The following is a 14,990-nucleotide window of genomic DNA, read 5'->3' as shown; positions in this document are numbered from 1 at the left end:
GTAACTCCCAGGCAGGAAGAGCCAGTTAAGTGTGGTGTCTTGGGATCTTGGTTACACGAGGTCCTCGAAGATGAGCTGCTGCGGGATGTCCGAGAGTGGTTCGGGCGGCTGGTCAAAGACGATCCGGTAGTCGCTCCCGGCGGTCCGGCTGATGGGCGGTCGGCCGCCTTGCGCGGCGTGCGGTCGCTCGTGGTTGTAGTAGTTCACGAACTCCACGAGTGCGACGCTTCGTTCACGCTCGGTTGTGTAGTCGCGGACGTACGCCCACTCGCGGGAGAGCGTCCCGTTACACCTCTCCACCTTCCCGTTCGTGCGCGGCGTGTACGGCCTGGTCCGCTTGTGCTTCGTACCGGTCGCGGCGAGCGCGTCAGCCCAGGTCGTAGACCGGTAGCACGCACCGTTGTCGGTGAGGCAGCGGCGAATCGGTGTGATGCCGTGGGCGGCGAAGGAGGCAACGGCACGGTGCCAGAAGGCGACCGCGGTGACGGCCTTCTCATCGTCGAGGGCCTCGGTGTAGGCGAGCCGGGAGTGGTCGTCGAGCGCCGAATGCAGATACGTGTATCCGGCCTTGCCGGTGCCGGGACCGGTGCGTTTGGAAGCGCGGGCGGACTCGGTGCCGACGCCGTGCATCCGCCAGCTGCCGCCGGTCGGGATACGTCCGAGTTTCTTGACGTCGACGTGGACCAGGTCGCCGAGCCGGTCGTGTGCTCGTAGCGGATGACCTCCCGCAGCTGCTCGCCGGTCGGTCGATCGAGGTCCCGGAGCCGGTTGAGTCCTCGCCTCACCAGGATGCGGTGGGCGGTCGCCGGCGCGAGTGTGACGCCGTGCAGCCGCTGTAGGTCGGCGGCGAGCCGGGCTGGCCCGTGCTTGGTCCGCCGCCGCAGCGCCTCCACCAGGTCGGCGATGTCCTCGGGGGTGCGGGCGGGGCTGGTAGCGGGGCGGGAGGAGTGGTCGAGCAGGCCGCGATCGGACGTCCGGCGTCGATCCGCAGGCACAAGCGCAGACGTCCTTCGGGGGGCAGCGGTGCGTTCCGGTGCCCGCTGCTGGTGGCGCTCCTGGACTCGGCGGACGCGTTCATCGGGAGCCCTGGGCTCTTAGGGCTCCCGCGTGAGCGGCTGTGCGTGGCGTCAGCGTGAGAACTTTTCGATAGCCGCCGGGGTGACGGGGGTGAAGAAGTTGACGAGGTTGCCGTCGGGGTCACGGAACAGCAGCGACCGGTTGCCCCAGGGCATCGTGGTGGGCTCGGTGACGAAGTCGGTGACGAAGCCGGTCAGGTTCTGGCGAACGCGGTCCACGTCGTCGACGAGGAACTCGGTGATCACGCTGTGGTTGTCCGCCGGGCGGGCGGAGCCCGGGGCGAACAGCGGGACGGTACGGGTGCCGGCGATCGCGAGGGTGGCGCCCGGGGTCTTGAGCTCGGCGAAGTCCTCGGTGGCCCACGTCGCCCGCGCTCCTGTGGCTCGCTCGTAGAACTCGACGAGACGCGCTACGTCGCTGGTGATGATGCGGATCGAGACGAAGTCCATGGGGATCTCCTTGGCTGTGTGGAGTCGTGCACGTCGCAGGCTAGGAGAAATAGTGGACAGAATCGGTCCTGTATTCGCGTTAGGTTGTGCACATGCCTCGACCCACTGGCCGCGTGCTGACACTCCTGGAGCTGCTGCAGTCGGGCGGCACCCGGACGGTGGCCGAACTCGCCGACCGGCTCGGCGTCGAAGGGCGCACCGTGCGGCGGTACGTGGACCAGCTGATCGACCTCGACGTGCCCGTGGAATCGGTGCGCGGCCGCTACGGCGGATACCGGCTCGCTCCCGGGTACCGCTTGCCTCCGCTCATGCTCAGCGACGACGAGGCGCTGGCCGTGCTGCTCGGCCTGGTCGCCGGCCGCCGGGCAGGACTGACGACGACGCAGCACACGGCAAGCGAGACGGCATCGGCCAAGATCCGGAGGGTGCTGCCCAAGCACATCGCCCGCCGGCTCGACACACTCCTGGAATCCCTCGCCTTCACGGACCAGCCCGGAGAGTTCGACACCCCGGACGCCGGGGTCCTGCTCACCATCGCCGATGCGGTGCGCCACCGCCGACCGGTCTCGATCCGCTACACCGACCGCGACGAACGGCACAGCGAACGCACGCTGCACGCGTACGGGATTGTCGCCCATGCGGGCCGGTGGTACGTCACGGGCAAGGACGCCCGGATCGGCGAGGACCGAACCTTCCGGCTCGATCGCATCGCGGACGCGCGGACCCTGCCCGGCTCATTCGAAGCGCCGGCGGGCCCCGATCCGGCACAGCGCGTGTTGTCAGGCTTCGCCACGGCCGACTACCGGCATGAGGTGACCTTGCGGATCCACGGGACGGTCGAGCAGATCCGCGCCCACCTTCCCGCCAGCGTCGCGAGCCTGGAGGAGCACGAGCCCGCGGTGGGCGAGGACCGGGCAACCGAGCGCTGGCTACGCGTCGAGCTGCGGGCGGAGCGGCTCGACTGGGTGCCTCCGGTACTCGCCTCACTCGACCGGCCGTTCGTCATCGAGCGCCCCGATGAACTTCGCGACCTCGTCATCGAGCTCGCCGATCGCCTCGCGTCCTACGCCCGCCGAGCCTGACAGCGAGGAACCAATGTCATGAGATGGCACAGTTAAGGCTGGTGAATCTCCCCGGTGAAGGCGGCCTGCTGGCGCAGTTGACGAAGCTCGTGGTCGAGGGAGCTCTGGAGGGTGAGTTCACCGATCACCTTGGGCGGGAGAGCGGGGAGCGGGCCGACGAGGGCCGCAGCGGGAACTACCGCAACGGGCATCGCGCGAAGACGGTGACGACCGAGGTCGGGCCGGTGGAGATCAAGGGCCTGACCCACGCGGAGATCTCCGCCCATCTCCAGGATTCCGTTATGCGGGCAGGGCAGGACTGGCAGAAGATGGCCAAGGCTCCCAAGCCGGTCTACACGGCGCCGACCGAGGCTGCGGCGGTCGAGCGGTTCGCCGAATTCCGGAAGGAATGAGGGCTGAAGTATCCCGCGGCCATCCGGCTGTGGGGAGAACGCGTGGGCCGAGAGCGTGAACGCGCGCATCCCTGAAATCCAACAATCGAGTTACACCACGCAGGTCGGCCAGCACCGAGTCAGCATGCCACGGACCCGTGCTGGTTCCGTGCTGACTTCGAAGGCCGGAATCATGGAAAACCGCAGGTCCTAGCCCCGATCGGATGAGTTGTCGTACCACTCGATGGTGGTGCTGATGAGGGACGCGGCGACGATGCGCTTGAGGTTGTTCGGCGTTGGGGGAGCGGATGCTGCGGAGGCCATGTGCGCCACTTCCTCGTGTGCGGTGGGGACGGGTACGTGTCGGCACACCGTAGAAACACGCAGGTCAGGCGCACATGTGGTGAGACTACATAGTTCAGGCCATGGCTATGCGTCAGACCACCATGCCCGCCCACCGCGTACCTGGTCAGCGTTCCGCCGAGCCGCCGAGCCGCCGAGCCACGGCCCGGTCCGTTCAGACCGGGTAGGCGTGGGTCTGGGTCGCCTTCACCGTCGCCCAGATCTCCATGCCCGGGTGCAGGTCGAGTTCGGCGGCGGCGACCGTCGTGAGGTCGGCGGTGAGGGGGAGTTCGCCGGTGAGGTCGGCGCGGATCTGGTCGCCGTGGGTCTCCAGGCCGGCGACCTCGCAGCGCCACAGGTTGCGGGCGCTGGACGTGGGGCGGCCGCGGTGGAGGGTCACCGCGGCGGGCGGGAACGCCACGAAGACCGGGCCGGACAGCAGCTCCGTGGTGGTGAGGGACGGGCCGTCGGTGAGCCGGACGGTGTGGCCGTCGGCCTCGCCGCGGTACAGGTTGAGGCCGACCAGGTGCGCGATGTAGTCCGTGCGCGGATGGCGGGCGATGTGGGACGGGGTGCCCTCCTGGACGACCCGGCCGTGTTCGACGACGACCAGACGGTCGGCCAGCACCATCGCGTCCAGCGGGTCGTGCGTGACGAGGACGGCGACGGCCTCGAAGTCGGCCAGGTGGCGCCGCAGCTGCGCCCGTACCTCCAGGCGCGTACGGGCGTCGAGGGCGGCCAGCGGCTCGTCGAGGAGCAGCAGGCGTGGCCGGGTCGCCAGGGCGCGGGCGAGGGCGACGCGCTGGGCCTGACCGCCGGAGAGCCTGCGCGGTTTGGCACCGGCGTGGCCGGCGAGGCCCAGCCGGTCGAGCCAGGCGGTGGCCTGCGCGCGGGCCTCGGCCTTCGTCGCCCCCCGGCAGCGGGGGCCGAACGCCACGTTGTCGAGGGCCGTGAGGTGCGGGAAGAGCAGGTAGTCCTGGAAGACGACGCCGACCGGGCGGGACTCCGGCGGGACACGGTCCAGGTCCGTGCCGTCCAGGCGCAGGTGGCCGCCGGTGAGCGGGGTCAGGCCGGCGAGAGCGCGCAGGGCGGTGGTCTTGCCGGCGCCGTTCGGGCCGAGCAGGGCGACCACCTCGCCGGGTGCGACGGCCAGGGCGACGTCGAGGCGGAAGCCACCGCGCCCCACGACGAGACGGGCGTCCAGTCCGCCCAGTCCCTCCGGGCACGGGCCGTCGGGTCCCTCCGGGCACGGGCCGTCGGGTCCCTTCGGGCCGTCGGGTCCCTTCGGGCCGTCGGGTCCCTTCGGGCCGTCCGGGCCCTTCGGGCCGCCCGGTCCCTCCGGGCCGTCCGGGCCGTCGCGTCCCTCCGGGCCGTCCGGGCCGTCCGAGCCGGATGCGGCCCGGAGGCCGGGGCCGTGACTCCCGGGCAGGCGGCCCTCGTTCGCACGACCGCGTCCTCCACCCATGCGGCTCCCACCCATGCGGCTCCCACCCATGCGGCTCCCACTCATGCGGCTCCCTCTCATGCCGGTCACCCCGCACTCATCCAGCGGTCCCGCAGCCCGGCCAGCACCGCGATCGACACCGCCAGCAGCACCAGGCTCAGGGCGATCGCGGCCTCCGGGTCGTTCTGCAGGGCCAGGTAGACGGCCAGGGGCATGGTCTGGGTGCGGCCGGGGAAGTTGCCGGCGAAGGTGATGGTCGCCCCGAACTCGCCCAGCGCCCGGGCCCACGCCAGCACCGCGCCGGCCGCGACGCCCGGCGCGATCAGCGGCAGCGTGACCCGGCGGAACGCGGTGAAGCGGGACGCGCCCAGGGTCGTGGCCGCCTCCTCGTAGCGCGGGTCGGCGGCCCGCAGGGTGCCCTCCACGCTGATCACGAGGAACGGCATCGCCACGAACGCCTCCGCAACGACCACCCCCGCCGTCGTGAAGGGCAGGGTGATCCCGAACCACGCGTCCAGCCACTGCCCGACGATGCCGTTGCGCCCGAGGGCCATAAGCAGGGCCACACCCCCGACCACCGGCGGCAGGACCAGGGGCAGCGTGACGAGGGCCCGTACGACGCCCCGGCCGGGGAAGTCGACGCGGGCCAGCAGCCAGGCCAGCGGCACACCGATCACCAGGCTCACCGCGGTCGCCGCCGTCGCGCACACCAGGGACAGCCGGAGCGCCTGCCACACAGCGGCACTGGTCAGCTGGTCGGGCAGGCTCTGCCACGGGGTCCGCACGAGCAGCGCGACCAGCGGGACGGTCAGGAAGGCCACGCCGATCAGCGCCGGCAGGAGCAGCGGCAGCGGAACCCCGGGCCGTGCTCCGGTCCGCGCGCGCCGCCGCCGCGGCCCGTCCGGGCCGGGGCCGGCCGGGCGGGTGCCGGCCGTGGTGCCGGGCCCGTCGGTCGGGGCGGTCACGGCGTGAGGAACCCGGCCTCGCCCAGGACCCGCCGGCCCTCGGCGGACCGCACCAACGCGATGAACGCCTTGGCGGCCTCGGCGTTCGGGGCGTCCTTGAGCAGGGCGATCGGGTAGTCGTTGACGGCGTCGGCGGACTCGGGGAACTCCACGCCCTCCACCTTGTCACCCGCCGCGCGGACATCCGTCTTGTAGACGACGGCCGCGTCGGCCTCCTTCAGCTCGACCTTCGTCAGGGCGGCCTTCACGTCCTGCTCGTAGGAGACCGGGGTGAGCTTCAGCCCGCCCGCGTCCAGGGCCTTCCGGGCGGCGGCACCGCACGGCACCTCCTGGGCGCAGAGCACGACCTTCAGGCCCTTCGCCGTGAGGTCGTCGAGGGAGGAGATCTTGTTCGGGTTGCCCGGCAGGGTGGCGATCTCCAGTTCGTTGCGGACGAAGGTCGTGGGCGTGCCGGAGGCGGCACCGGCGTCCGTGACGATCTTCATCGTCCTCGGGCTCGCGGAGGCGAACACGTCCGCCGGTGCGCCGCCGGTGATGCTCGCGGCGAGCGAGTCGCTGCCGCCGAAGCTGAAGGTGACCTTCGTGCCGGGGTGCTCCTTCTCGAACCGCTTCCCGAGCGTCGTGAAGCTGTCCTGCAGCGACGCTGCGGCGAAGACGGTCACCGCGCCGGAGACACCGCCCGGCGAGGAGCCGGACTCGGCGGATCCCGAGGTGTCCGACCCCGAGGACGAGCAGGCGCTCAGGGCCAGCAGGGCGGCGACTCCCGGTACGGCCGTCCGCAGCAGACGGCGGGCCCGGGGCGCGGTACGGGTCATCACGCAGGTACTCCCTCGACGGACTCTCGGTGACGCGGCCGCACTCCCGGTGCGGCGGGCGTGCATACGTCGATGATAGTGCCGCAGATGCGAGGGAAAGTCTGCTGTCGGTTCGCATGAGCGGGGGTGCTGTCTCGTGGAGCTTGCATGTGCGTTCGTACGGGTGAGGGGGTGGTCGGCCTGGGGTGTCGGTTTCTCCCCGGGCTGGTCCGACTGCCCGTCCGTCTCACGCCCGGTCGATGTGCACGTTCGTGGACTTCACCCGGGCGGTGGCCTCCATGCCGACCTCCAGGCCGAGTTCCTCCACGGCCTCCCGGGTCAGCAGGGACACCAGCCGGTGCGGCCCGGCCTGGATCTCCACCTGGGCGGCGACGTCCCCGAGCTTCACGGCGGTGACGATGCCGGGGAAGGCGTTGCGGGCGGAGGTGTACGGGGCCGCGTCCTCGTCGGCGCCGCCGCTCCGGGCCAGTTCGACGGAGAAGGCCGCCAGGTCCCTGCCGTCGATCAGGCGCCGCCCGCCCTCGTCCCGGTGGGTCGCCACGCGTCCGGCGTCCGCCCAGCGACGCGCGGTGTCGGGGCTCACGCCGAGGAGCCGTGCGGCCTGGCCGATCGTGTAGGACTGCATGGGCGCCAAGATAGGCGATCGTGCAGGACCGCACCCTGATCGGCCCCGCGCCCGTGGGTGCCTGCGCGCCCCTGGGCAGGAGGCCGGCCCCGGCCCCCACCCGCCGCCTCAGTCCTCGCTCACGCTCCCGCGCCCCTGCCCCCGCCCGTACCCGGGCCCTGCCTGTACCCGGACCCGCGCCCGTGCCCGAACCCGTGGTGTTCCGAGAGCCAGCGCCCCAGCAGAGCCCCGCCGTAGACGACGTAACCCACGCCGATGAGCCAGGACTCCACGACGAGGACGACGCCGACCGCGCCGTAACTGATCGCGTTGGTGACGATGAGCGGCGTGAAGACGAAGTAGGAGAACGTGCGCAGGCCGACCAGGCCCGCCATGGTGGCCACCGCCCCGGGGAGCAGTTCGCTCCAGCGGACCTGCCCGCCCAGCAGGAAGCGCTGCCCCCACCAGAAGAACAGCACACCGGACGCCGAGGTCAGCACGATCCGCTCCGGCCCCGACACCAGGCTGCGCGTCTGCGCCTCCTGGTAGAGGTACACCGTCATGGCGATCATCCACACCGCCTGGCGCCAGACCCGGTGCCACGGACCGGCCGCCAGGCCCCAGATGCGCTCGTAGCCGTTCTGCACGCTCCCCGCGAACGCCACGCCGAAGACGGCGAGCGCCACACCGCCGAGCACACTGGTGGTGCCGATGACCTCGCGCGGAGGGCTGATGATGTCCGTCAGCACCCGCGAGGACCGCCCGGACAGCCCCATGCCGTCGGCCAGCCACGTGGCGAAGCCGCCGCGCCCGAGCGGGTCGGCGGCGGCCACCACGATCAGCAGCGGTGCCAGTGTGACCAGCGCGAGCGTGGCGAACCCCATGGCCCGGTGCATCAACTCCACGTCCCGGCCGCGCCGGACGAGGGCGTGCGCCCCCGTCCGGTGCCACGTGCCGCGCCACCTGCCGTGCAGCCCGCGCCCCACCCGCCTCACGGCGTGCCGGCGCGCACGGGCGGGCGCACCCGCGGGACGCACGGTGCGGTCCGCCGGTCCGCGCGGGTGCCGGTCGTCCGCGATGATCTGGTGACGGTCATCCCGCGTCCGCCTCCCGGTGCGCCCGCTCTCCGTCCGGTCCCCGACATCGTTGACCGTCACGAAGCGTCGCAAACACCGCGAAGCGGACCACGCCTGCGTGCCCGGTCCGGGGTCAGCGGTCCTCGGTCAGTGCGACGAGTTCCGCGAACAGGCCGCCCGCGGCGACCAGCTCCTCGTACGTCCCGTGCTCGACGACCCGGCCCCGGTCCATGACGAGGACGCGGTCGGCGAGGCGGGTGTTCTCCAGCTGGTGGGTGACGACGACCGTCATGCGTTCGGCGGCGATCCTCCTGATCTCCATGAAGATGGCGTGCTCACCCCGGGCGTCCATCTGCGAGGTCGGTTCGTCCAGGATCAGCAGCGGCGTCCGGCGGTACAGGGCGCGTCCGCACACCAGACGCTGCCACTGGCCACCGGAGAGTTCGGCGCCGCCCCACAGTTCCTTGGCGAGCAGGGTGTCCAGCTGCCGGGGCAGCTTCTCGATCGCCTCGCGCATGCCCACGGCGTCGACGACCTCCCACACCGGTCCGTCGTCGAAGGTCTTCGGCTGCCCGAGGGTGATGTTCTCGCGGGCGCGCAGCGGCCAGCACGCGAAGTTCTGCGGGACGAGCGCGGTGCGCTTCCACACCGCGTCGGGGTCGGCCCCGGCCAGGTCGACGTCGTCCCAGAGCACGCGGCCCTTGTCGGCGAGCAGGATGCCGCTGAGGAGCTTGGCGAGGGTGGACTTGCCGGAGCCGTTCTCGCCGACGACCGCCAGGATCTCGCCCCGGCGCAGGGTGACCGAGACGCCCGCGACCGCAGGCTCCTCCTTGCCCGGGTACTGGTACACGACCTCGTCGAGGCGGATCGCGTCGACGCGTTCGGGGATGGTCAGCTCGCCGCGTCGCGGGGCGCGTTCGGCGGCCATGTCGAGGAAGGACCGCATGTCGGCCAGGTAGAGCGAGGTGTGGAACAGCGCGGCGCCGTGGATGACGAACTGGCTCAGTGCGGCGAGCGTGGTCTGCACGGCGACGACCGCGGTGGCGGCGACGGGCAGGGCGACCCTGCCGCCGGCGGCCAGCCAGGCCAGGGTGGCCCAGGTGCACAGCAGGAAGACGCCGCCGAGGGCGCTGGTGGCCAGGGTGATGCGCAGCAGCCGCGGTGCCGCGGTGCGGGTGCGCCGGTCGATGCGGTCGGACAGGGCGCGGTACCAGTGGACGAGGTAGCCGGTCATGCCGTTGGCGCGGACCTCGTCACCGAACCGGGAGTAGGTGGCCCACCAGCGCATCATGGAGCGCACGTTGCGGTCGCCGACGTTGAGGTAGTGGGTCTCGTAGTCGACGCGCGCCGACAGCACGGCCCCGGCGCCGGCCGGCAGGACGGCCAGCAGGAGCAGGGGCAGCATCAGCGGGTGCAGTGCCGTGACGACTCCGCTCGCGGCGGCCATCCGGATCAGCGCGGACAGGAACCGCTGGGCGTCCTGGACCATCAGGCGGGTGCGCGTGACGCCGACCTCGGCGGCCTCCTGCCGGTCGGCGAAACCGTCCTCGCCGTAGGCGGAGGTCTCCACCCGGCACACGGCGGCGACCAGGGCGATGTCCGCCTCGGTCGTCAGCAGCGGGGTGATCCGGCCGTCGGCGTAGGAGGACAGGGCGCTGCTGATCCGCCCGGCGGCCGCGGCGGCCGTCACCACGATCAGGGCGGGCAGCGCGCCGTGCAGGCGTTCGGACACCGGGCCGTCGCCGAGGACGTGCGTCATGGCCCGCGCGGTGAACGTGAGGACGGCGGCGGCCGCGAGACCGGTGAGCAACTGGCAGACGAGAAGCAGGACGACTCCGGTCCTGTCGACCGCCCACGCCATGCGCGCGGTATGGGCGAGGACCGACGGCAGGCGGCGGCACATCGCGCCGAAACCGGCGTCGGCCAGCGGGTTCCTGCCGTGTTCGCCGCTGAAGGCCAGGGTCGCGGGGGGAGGGTAGGGCGGTGTCTTCCCGTCGGTGGTCGAGGCGTCGGGCACGGTCATCCGCGCTCCTTCACAGGTCGGTGCCGCGCCGGGGCGGCTCGGCGGTGCACGGCCTAACGACCCCCGGCCCGAATCGAACGCGTCCGATTCAGGACGTGCCGCGTCCCTTGCCGCGCAAGGGGCCGTCCGGCGCGGCTCGTTGCTGGAGCCGGTCGCGTGGCGGTCGGGGATGGCCGAATCGCCGACGACTGAGACGCCTGGGGCGCACGGGTTCGACGACGGCGGCCGGACGTCGGGCGGAGGCGTCCACCGTCACCCCTCCGTCACGCCCTCCACCACACCGGTGTTCACCATCATGAACATTGCTCACGTGGGTGTACAGCAATGCACGGCTCGTGCGACGCTCGGTCAACTCCGTTCTCCCGCCCACCTGTTGGAGGCATCAGCATGAGTGTTTCCCGGCGTACCGTGCTGGCGACGGCGGCCGGTGCCGCGGCGATCGGAACGGCGGCGGCACCCGCCGCTGCCGCCGCCGCGGCTCCGGCGCCCACCTCGCGGACGCTGCGCGCCGCCGCCGACTACGCCGTCGAGAAACTGCGCGCCGTCGCACCGGCCGTGACGGCTTTCCCCGTCGGCACGAAGTTCGAGAAGTGGGTCTACTCGCAGAACGGCGACTGGGTCGGCGGCTTCTGGCCGGGCACGCTGTGGATGGCGTGGCTGCACAGCGGGGACGACACCTTCCGCACCCAGGCCCTGGCCGCCGCGCGGAAGCTGGCCCCCCGTCAGTACGACACGGGCACGCACGACCTCGGCTTCCTCTTCTACCCGTCCTGGGTCACCGCCTGGCGGCTGACGGGCGACGAGGCGTGGCGGGCGGGTGCCCTCCGGGCGGCCGACTCGCTGATCCAGCGGTACAACCCGCGCGGCCGGTTCATCAGGGCCTGGGGTGCGCTCGGCGATCCAGGGAACGCCGGCCGCGTCATCGTCGACACGATGATGAACCTCGACCTGCTGGCGTTCGCGAGCACCCAGACCGGCGACCCCACGTACCTGGACATCGCGGTGGAGCACGCGCGGACCACCCAGCGGTACTTCCCGCGCGCGGACGGGTCGACCCCGCACGTCTACGACTTCGACCCCGGCACCGGCGCGCCGATCGGCCCGAACACCGTGCAGGGGTACAGCCCTTCGTCGTGCTGGTCGCGCGGGCAGGCCTGGGGGCTGTACGGGTTCACCACCATGTACCGCAGGACCGGCGACCGCGCGTTCCTCGCCACGGCCCGCAGCCTCGCCGACTTCGCCGTCGGGGCGCTCACCCCGGACCACGTGCCGGTGTGGGACTACCGCGCGCCGCAGCAGCCGCACGACATCAAGGACGCGTCGGCCGGGGCGATCACGGCGTGCGGCCTGCTCGACCTGGCCGCGGCCACCGGCAGACCCGCCTACCGCGAGGTGGCGCTGAGGTTGCTCACCGCCCTGGCGGAGACGTGCCTGACGAGGAACTCGGCCCGCGCCGAGGCGGTGGTGGCCCGCTGCACCCGCAACCGCCCGGCCGAGGACGGTGTGGAGATCTCCCTCCCGTACGCCGACTACTACCTGCTGGAAGGCATCCTGCGCGTGCTGCGGCCGCGTGAGGTCGACCGGGCGATCGACCTCTCCTCGGTCTGAGCGCGGGTGCGGTCAGCCCGCGATGGAGTCCAGTTGTTCCGCCGCCGGGCGCAGCGCCCACAGGTCGCCGCCCGGCGGCTCCTCCAACAGCGGCACGGTCCGCCGGGCCCGTACGCCACCGGCGTCGGCGGCGGCATGGACGACGTCGGTCGCCGCGAACCGCCGGAAGTCGAGCTCCGGATGCGGCCAGGCGCTCGCTCCCGTCGCGGCGGGCAGCAGGTAGTCCACCGCCTTGAACAGGCTCTGCCCGGCGGGACCCGCGTAGGCCCACAGGTCGACCCCGACCTTGCGGCCGAGGGCGGCCAGTCGCGTGTGGGCGACCAGCGTGAAGGCGGAGTAGTGCCAGCTCCTGGTGCGGGCCAGTTCCTGGGGCTGGCTGCCGTCGGGCGCGATCTGCGTCGCGACGCGCCTGCTGCGGGCCTCCAGGACCGTCCGGCGGGCCAGTTCCCGGTCGCCGGTCGCGTAGGCGAGCCCGGCGACCTGCAGGTCGTGGAAGGTCCCGTGGTTGTTGGTCGCGGCGGCCTCCTGCCTGCCGAAGTCGCTGGTGCGCAGCCAGTCCAGGAACGCGGCGTTCCAGGCCGTCATCCCGGCGCGGTCCCGCGCGGTCCAGCCCGGGGCGCCGGTCCGCAGCAGGGCGAGCGCGTCCAGGACGGCGGTGTACGACTGCGAGAAGTCGATGATCCCGATGGCCCGGCCGTCGTACTTGCACGGGATGAACTGCGCGTGCCTCAGATGCGGGTTCATCCTGGTGTCCGGGTCGAGGAACCAGGTCCGCAGCACCTGCCCGGCCTTGCGGGCGTACCGCGCCTCGCCCGTGTAGTACCAGGCGAGGGAGAGGTCGTAGGCCGAGTCGAAGGTCTTCTCGACGTCCTGGCGGTCGGTGCCGGTGTCGACCTCGGGGTTGCGCTCGCCGTCGCGCTGCACGTACGGGCAGCCCCAGGGGTTCTCCGCCGACGGGACCGTGGTGGGCCACCAGTAGGGGGCCTGGCTGAGATAGTCGTGGACGTCGCCGCCGGGCGCGGGCCGGGGCTTGTCCACCACCGTCCAGGGGCCCTGGTCCAGCCACCGGTCGGCACGCACCCGCAACGCCCGGACGGCGCGCCGCAGCCCCGGGTCGCCCTGCTCCAGGCGGAGTTTCGTCCGCTGGAGCCGGGTGCCGTCCAGGACGACGGTGTCGGGGACGCGCGGGGCGTGCCGTGCCTCGCCGTGCGCCGAGGAGACGGGGAGCACCCCGGCGACGAGCGCGGTGAGGCTCAGCAGCAGGACGACCGGACGGGACCGTGCGTTCATGGGCCGGACACCCCTCTCGGGTCATGTAAATGAACTAAGTTCAGTGACGTGGGAGCTGGCGTGAGCATGCCACGGGTCGCCCGAAGGCGGAAGGGCCTGGCGCCGCCGGCATCACCCACAGCTGTCACAGATCCGGGCCCCGCCCTGTCTCTGTGGTGAGTCGGTAACACCAGTGAAGGAGACAGCAATGAAGATCGTGGTCGTCGGCGGTACGGGACTCATCGGCTCGCAGGTGGTCGCCCTCCTGCGCGACCGGGGGCACGAGGCGGTGGCCGCCGCCCCCTCCACGGGCGTCGACACCCTCACCGGCGAGGGCGTCGACGAGGCCCTGCGCGGCGCCGACGTCGTCGTGGACGTGTCGAACTCGCCGTCCTTCGACACCGAGCCGGCCCTGGACTTCTTCACCCGGTCGGCCCGCACCCTGTTCGCCGCGGAGCGCACGGCGGGCGTCCGCCACCACGTGGCCCTGTCCATCGTGGGCGTCGACCGGGTGCCGGGCTACGGCTACTACGAGGCCAAGGTCGCCCAGGAGAACGCCGTGCGCGACAGCGGTGTGCCGTTCAGCATCGTGCGCGCCACCCAGTTCTTCGAGTTCATCGCCCCGGTGATGAACATGTCCACGGAGGGCACCGAGGTGCGGCTGCCGTCCACGCGGCTGCGGCCCATCGCCTCCGCCGACGTCGCCGCTGCCGTCGCCGAGGCCGCGCAGGGCGAGCCGTCGAACGGTGTCCGCGACATCGCGGGCCCGGAGGTGCACGGGCTCGACCGGCTCGGTGAGATCACCCTGGCGGCGAAGCCGGACGGCCGCACGGTCGTCACCGACGACACCGCCGGCCTCTTCGCGGGCATGCCCGACGTGCTCACCGGTGACGGCGCCGCGCACCTGTCCGCCCTCCGCTACGAGGAGTGGCTGAAGCAGAACTGACCCGCCGGCTACGGGCGGCCGGCGCCCCGGCGCGCCGACCGCTCGTACGCCCGCAGCTTCTCCGGAGCCAGCACCCAGTAGAGCCCGTCGATCCCACCGGGTCCCACGGTGACGCTCACCAGGGCGACGGCTGCCCCGTCCCGCACGAGCAGCAGACAGGGCCGCCCGTTCGCCTCGACGACGCCGTAGCCGGCCCCGGGGAAGAACTTCTGCGCGAACGCGGTGACCCGGGCCACCCGGTCGACGCCCGTGATCTCCAGGCGGGCCACGCCGCGCATGCCGTTGCCGTCGGCGTAGGCGACGACATCGGCCGACAGCACCTCCTCCAGCGCGGCCACGTCACCGTAGCGCGCGGCGGCGACGAAGGCCTCCAGCAGGCGCCGGTGCTGGGCCGCGTCGACCGCCTCCCGGCGTTCGGCGGACAGCCGTCTGCGCGCCCGGCTGACGATCTGCCGCGTGTTGGCCTGGGTCAGCTGCAGCATGTCGGCGATCTCGTCGTAGGGGTAGTCGAACGCCTCCCGCAGCACGTAGGCCGCCCGTTCCACCGGATTGAGCCGCTCCAGGACCAGCAGCACGGCCAGCTCCAGCGCCTCGCCGCGCTCCGCGCCGACCTGCGGGTCGACACTCGTGTCCACCGGCTCCGGCAGCCAGGGCCCCACGTAGGCCTCCCGGCGTACGCGCGCCGATCCGGCCACGTTGATCGCCAGCCGGGTGGTGATCTTCGCGAGGAACGCCCCGGGGTCCCGGACCTCGCTCCGGTCGGTGCCCTGCCACCGCACCCACACGTCCTGCACCACGTCCTCGGCCTCGGACACGCTGCCCAGGACGCGGTACGCGATGCCGAACAGCCGCGGCCGCAGCCGCTCGAACGCGTCCGCGGACGCCTCCAGCGCGCCGTCGGGGTGTCGCCGCTCCATGC

Annotated in this window: 12 protein-coding genes and 2 pseudogenes; 4 read left to right on the top strand and 10 right to left on the bottom strand. The window is 72.4% G+C overall.

Features of this window, described 5'->3' with window-relative positions:
- Nucleotides 1–144 precede the first annotated feature (144 nt).
- Together ACPXCS_RS32525 and ACPXCS_RS32520 are read right to left on the bottom strand one after the other, a co-directional pair.
- Nucleotides 145–1,091 (bottom strand): annotated as a pseudogene (locus tag ACPXCS_RS32525) (IS481 family transposase); the annotation flags it as partial.
- Between the two features lie 36 nt (nt 1,092–1,127).
- Nucleotides 1,128–1,526, bottom strand: a complete 399-nt coding sequence (locus ACPXCS_RS32520; RefSeq protein ID WP_425948969.1) for a VOC family protein — start codon at nt 1,524–1,526, stop codon at nt 1,128–1,130.
- 92 nt (nt 1,527–1,618) lie between these two features.
- On the opposite strand from ACPXCS_RS32520, the gene ACPXCS_RS32515 reads away from it, so the two are divergent.
- The gene (locus ACPXCS_RS32515; protein WP_425948968.1) at nt 1,619–2,608 is read left to right on the top strand and encodes a helix-turn-helix transcriptional regulator; all 990 of its coding nucleotides are present in this window, start codon (nt 1,619–1,621) and stop codon (nt 2,606–2,608) included.
- Between the two features lie 26 nt (nt 2,609–2,634).
- Nucleotides 2,635–3,058, top strand: a pseudogene (locus ACPXCS_RS32510) (transposase); the annotation flags it as partial.
- A 438-nt stretch (nt 3,059–3,496) separates the two neighbouring features.
- Here ACPXCS_RS32510 and ACPXCS_RS32505 read toward each other — a convergent pair.
- The 6 genes from ACPXCS_RS32505 to ACPXCS_RS32480 all read right to left on the bottom strand — a co-directional run bounded on the left by ACPXCS_RS32505 (nt 3,497) and on the right by ACPXCS_RS32480 (nt 10,248).
- Complete coding sequence (locus tag ACPXCS_RS32505; protein WP_425948966.1) at nt 3,497–4,786, bottom strand: ABC transporter ATP-binding protein; 1,290 nt, start codon at nt 4,784–4,786, stop codon at nt 3,497–3,499.
- Between the two features lie 65 nt (nt 4,787–4,851).
- A complete protein-coding gene (gene modB, locus ACPXCS_RS32500; RefSeq protein WP_425948965.1) occupies nt 4,852–5,730 on the bottom strand; it encodes a molybdate ABC transporter permease subunit in 879 nt (292 codons plus the stop codon).
- Nucleotides 5,727–6,545, bottom strand: a complete 819-nt coding sequence (gene modA / locus ACPXCS_RS32495; protein ID WP_425948964.1) for a molybdate ABC transporter substrate-binding protein — start codon at nt 6,543–6,545, stop codon at nt 5,727–5,729. The genes modB and modA overlap by 4 nt, the downstream gene beginning before the upstream one ends.
- Nucleotides 6,546–6,771: 226 nt before the next feature.
- Nucleotides 6,772–7,170 (bottom strand): TOBE domain-containing protein, encoded by a 399-nt coding sequence (locus ACPXCS_RS32490; protein WP_365094888.1) that lies wholly within the window; start codon nt 7,168–7,170, stop codon nt 6,772–6,774.
- Between the two features lie 119 nt (nt 7,171–7,289).
- A complete protein-coding gene (locus ACPXCS_RS32485) occupies nt 7,290–8,123 on the bottom strand; it encodes a ribonuclease BN (protein ID WP_425949262.1) in 834 nt (277 codons plus the stop codon).
- Nucleotides 8,124–8,358: 235 nt separating this feature from the next.
- Nucleotides 8,359–10,248, bottom strand: coding sequence for an ATP-binding cassette domain-containing protein (locus ACPXCS_RS32480; RefSeq protein WP_425948961.1), 1,890 nt, complete (start codon nt 10,246–10,248; stop codon nt 8,359–8,361).
- Between the two features lie 387 nt (nt 10,249–10,635).
- Here ACPXCS_RS32480 and ACPXCS_RS32475 point away from each other — a divergent pair, with 387 nt between their 5' ends.
- Nucleotides 10,636–11,856, top strand: a complete 1,221-nt coding sequence (locus ACPXCS_RS32475) for a glycoside hydrolase family 88 protein (RefSeq protein WP_425948960.1) — start codon at nt 10,636–10,638, stop codon at nt 11,854–11,856.
- Between the two features lie 12 nt (nt 11,857–11,868).
- On the opposite strand, the gene ACPXCS_RS32470 is transcribed toward ACPXCS_RS32475, so the two are convergent.
- Nucleotides 11,869–13,146, bottom strand: coding sequence for an alginate lyase family protein (locus ACPXCS_RS32470; RefSeq protein ID WP_425948958.1), 1,278 nt, complete (start codon nt 13,144–13,146; stop codon nt 11,869–11,871).
- 187 nt (nt 13,147–13,333) lie between these two features.
- Between ACPXCS_RS32470 and ACPXCS_RS32465 the strand changes: the two genes are divergently transcribed.
- Complete coding sequence (locus tag ACPXCS_RS32465; protein ID WP_425948956.1) at nt 13,334–14,071, top strand: SDR family oxidoreductase; 738 nt, start codon at nt 13,334–13,336, stop codon at nt 14,069–14,071.
- A gap of 8 nt (nt 14,072–14,079) precedes the next feature.
- Here the strand turns inward: ACPXCS_RS32465 and ACPXCS_RS32460 are convergent, their stop codons facing one another.
- Nucleotides 14,080–14,988: an RNA polymerase sigma-70 factor gene (locus ACPXCS_RS32460; protein ID WP_425948954.1), complete on the bottom strand. Its 909-nt coding sequence runs from the start codon at nt 14,986–14,988 to the stop codon at nt 14,080–14,082.
- Nucleotides 14,989–14,990 lie beyond the last annotated feature (2 nt).

The sequence above is a fragment of the Streptomyces sp. DT190 genome (assembly GCF_049846985.1).
Taxonomy (GTDB): Bacteria; Actinomycetota; Actinomycetes; order Streptomycetales; family Streptomycetaceae; genus Streptomyces.
This window is presented reverse-complemented; position numbering and strand designations above follow the sequence as displayed.

Bases quoted from the DNA above. Each gene is read 5' to 3' on its own strand.
- ACPXCS_RS32470 (WP_425948958.1), bottom strand. From the start codon at position 13,146: ATGAACGCACGGTCCCGTCCGGTCGTCCTGCTGCTGAGCCTCACCGCG.
- ACPXCS_RS32480 (WP_425948961.1), bottom strand. From the start codon at position 10,248: ATGACCGTGCCCGACGCCTCGACCACCGACGGGAAGACACCGCCCTAC.
- ACPXCS_RS32475 (WP_425948960.1), top strand. From the start codon at position 10,636: ATGAGTGTTTCCCGGCGTACCGTGCTGGCGACGGCGGCCGGTGCCGCG.
- ACPXCS_RS32465 (WP_425948956.1), top strand. From the start codon at position 13,334: ATGAAGATCGTGGTCGTCGGCGGTACGGGACTCATCGGCTCGCAGGTG.
- ACPXCS_RS32520 (WP_425948969.1), bottom strand. From the start codon at position 1,526: ATGGACTTCGTCTCGATCCGCATCATCACCAGCGACGTAGCGCGTCTC.
- modA (WP_425948964.1), bottom strand. From the start codon at position 6,545: ATGACCCGTACCGCGCCCCGGGCCCGCCGTCTGCTGCGGACGGCCGTA.
- ACPXCS_RS32490 (WP_365094888.1), bottom strand. From the start codon at position 7,170: ATGCAGTCCTACACGATCGGCCAGGCCGCACGGCTCCTCGGCGTGAGC.
- ACPXCS_RS32505 (WP_425948966.1), bottom strand. From the start codon at position 4,786: ATGGGTGGAGGACGCGGTCGTGCGAACGAGGGCCGCCTGCCCGGGAGT.
- ACPXCS_RS32515 (WP_425948968.1), top strand. From the start codon at position 1,619: ATGCCTCGACCCACTGGCCGCGTGCTGACACTCCTGGAGCTGCTGCAG.
- ACPXCS_RS32460 (WP_425948954.1), bottom strand. From the start codon at position 14,988: ATGGAGCGGCGACACCCCGACGGCGCGCTGGAGGCGTCCGCGGACGCG.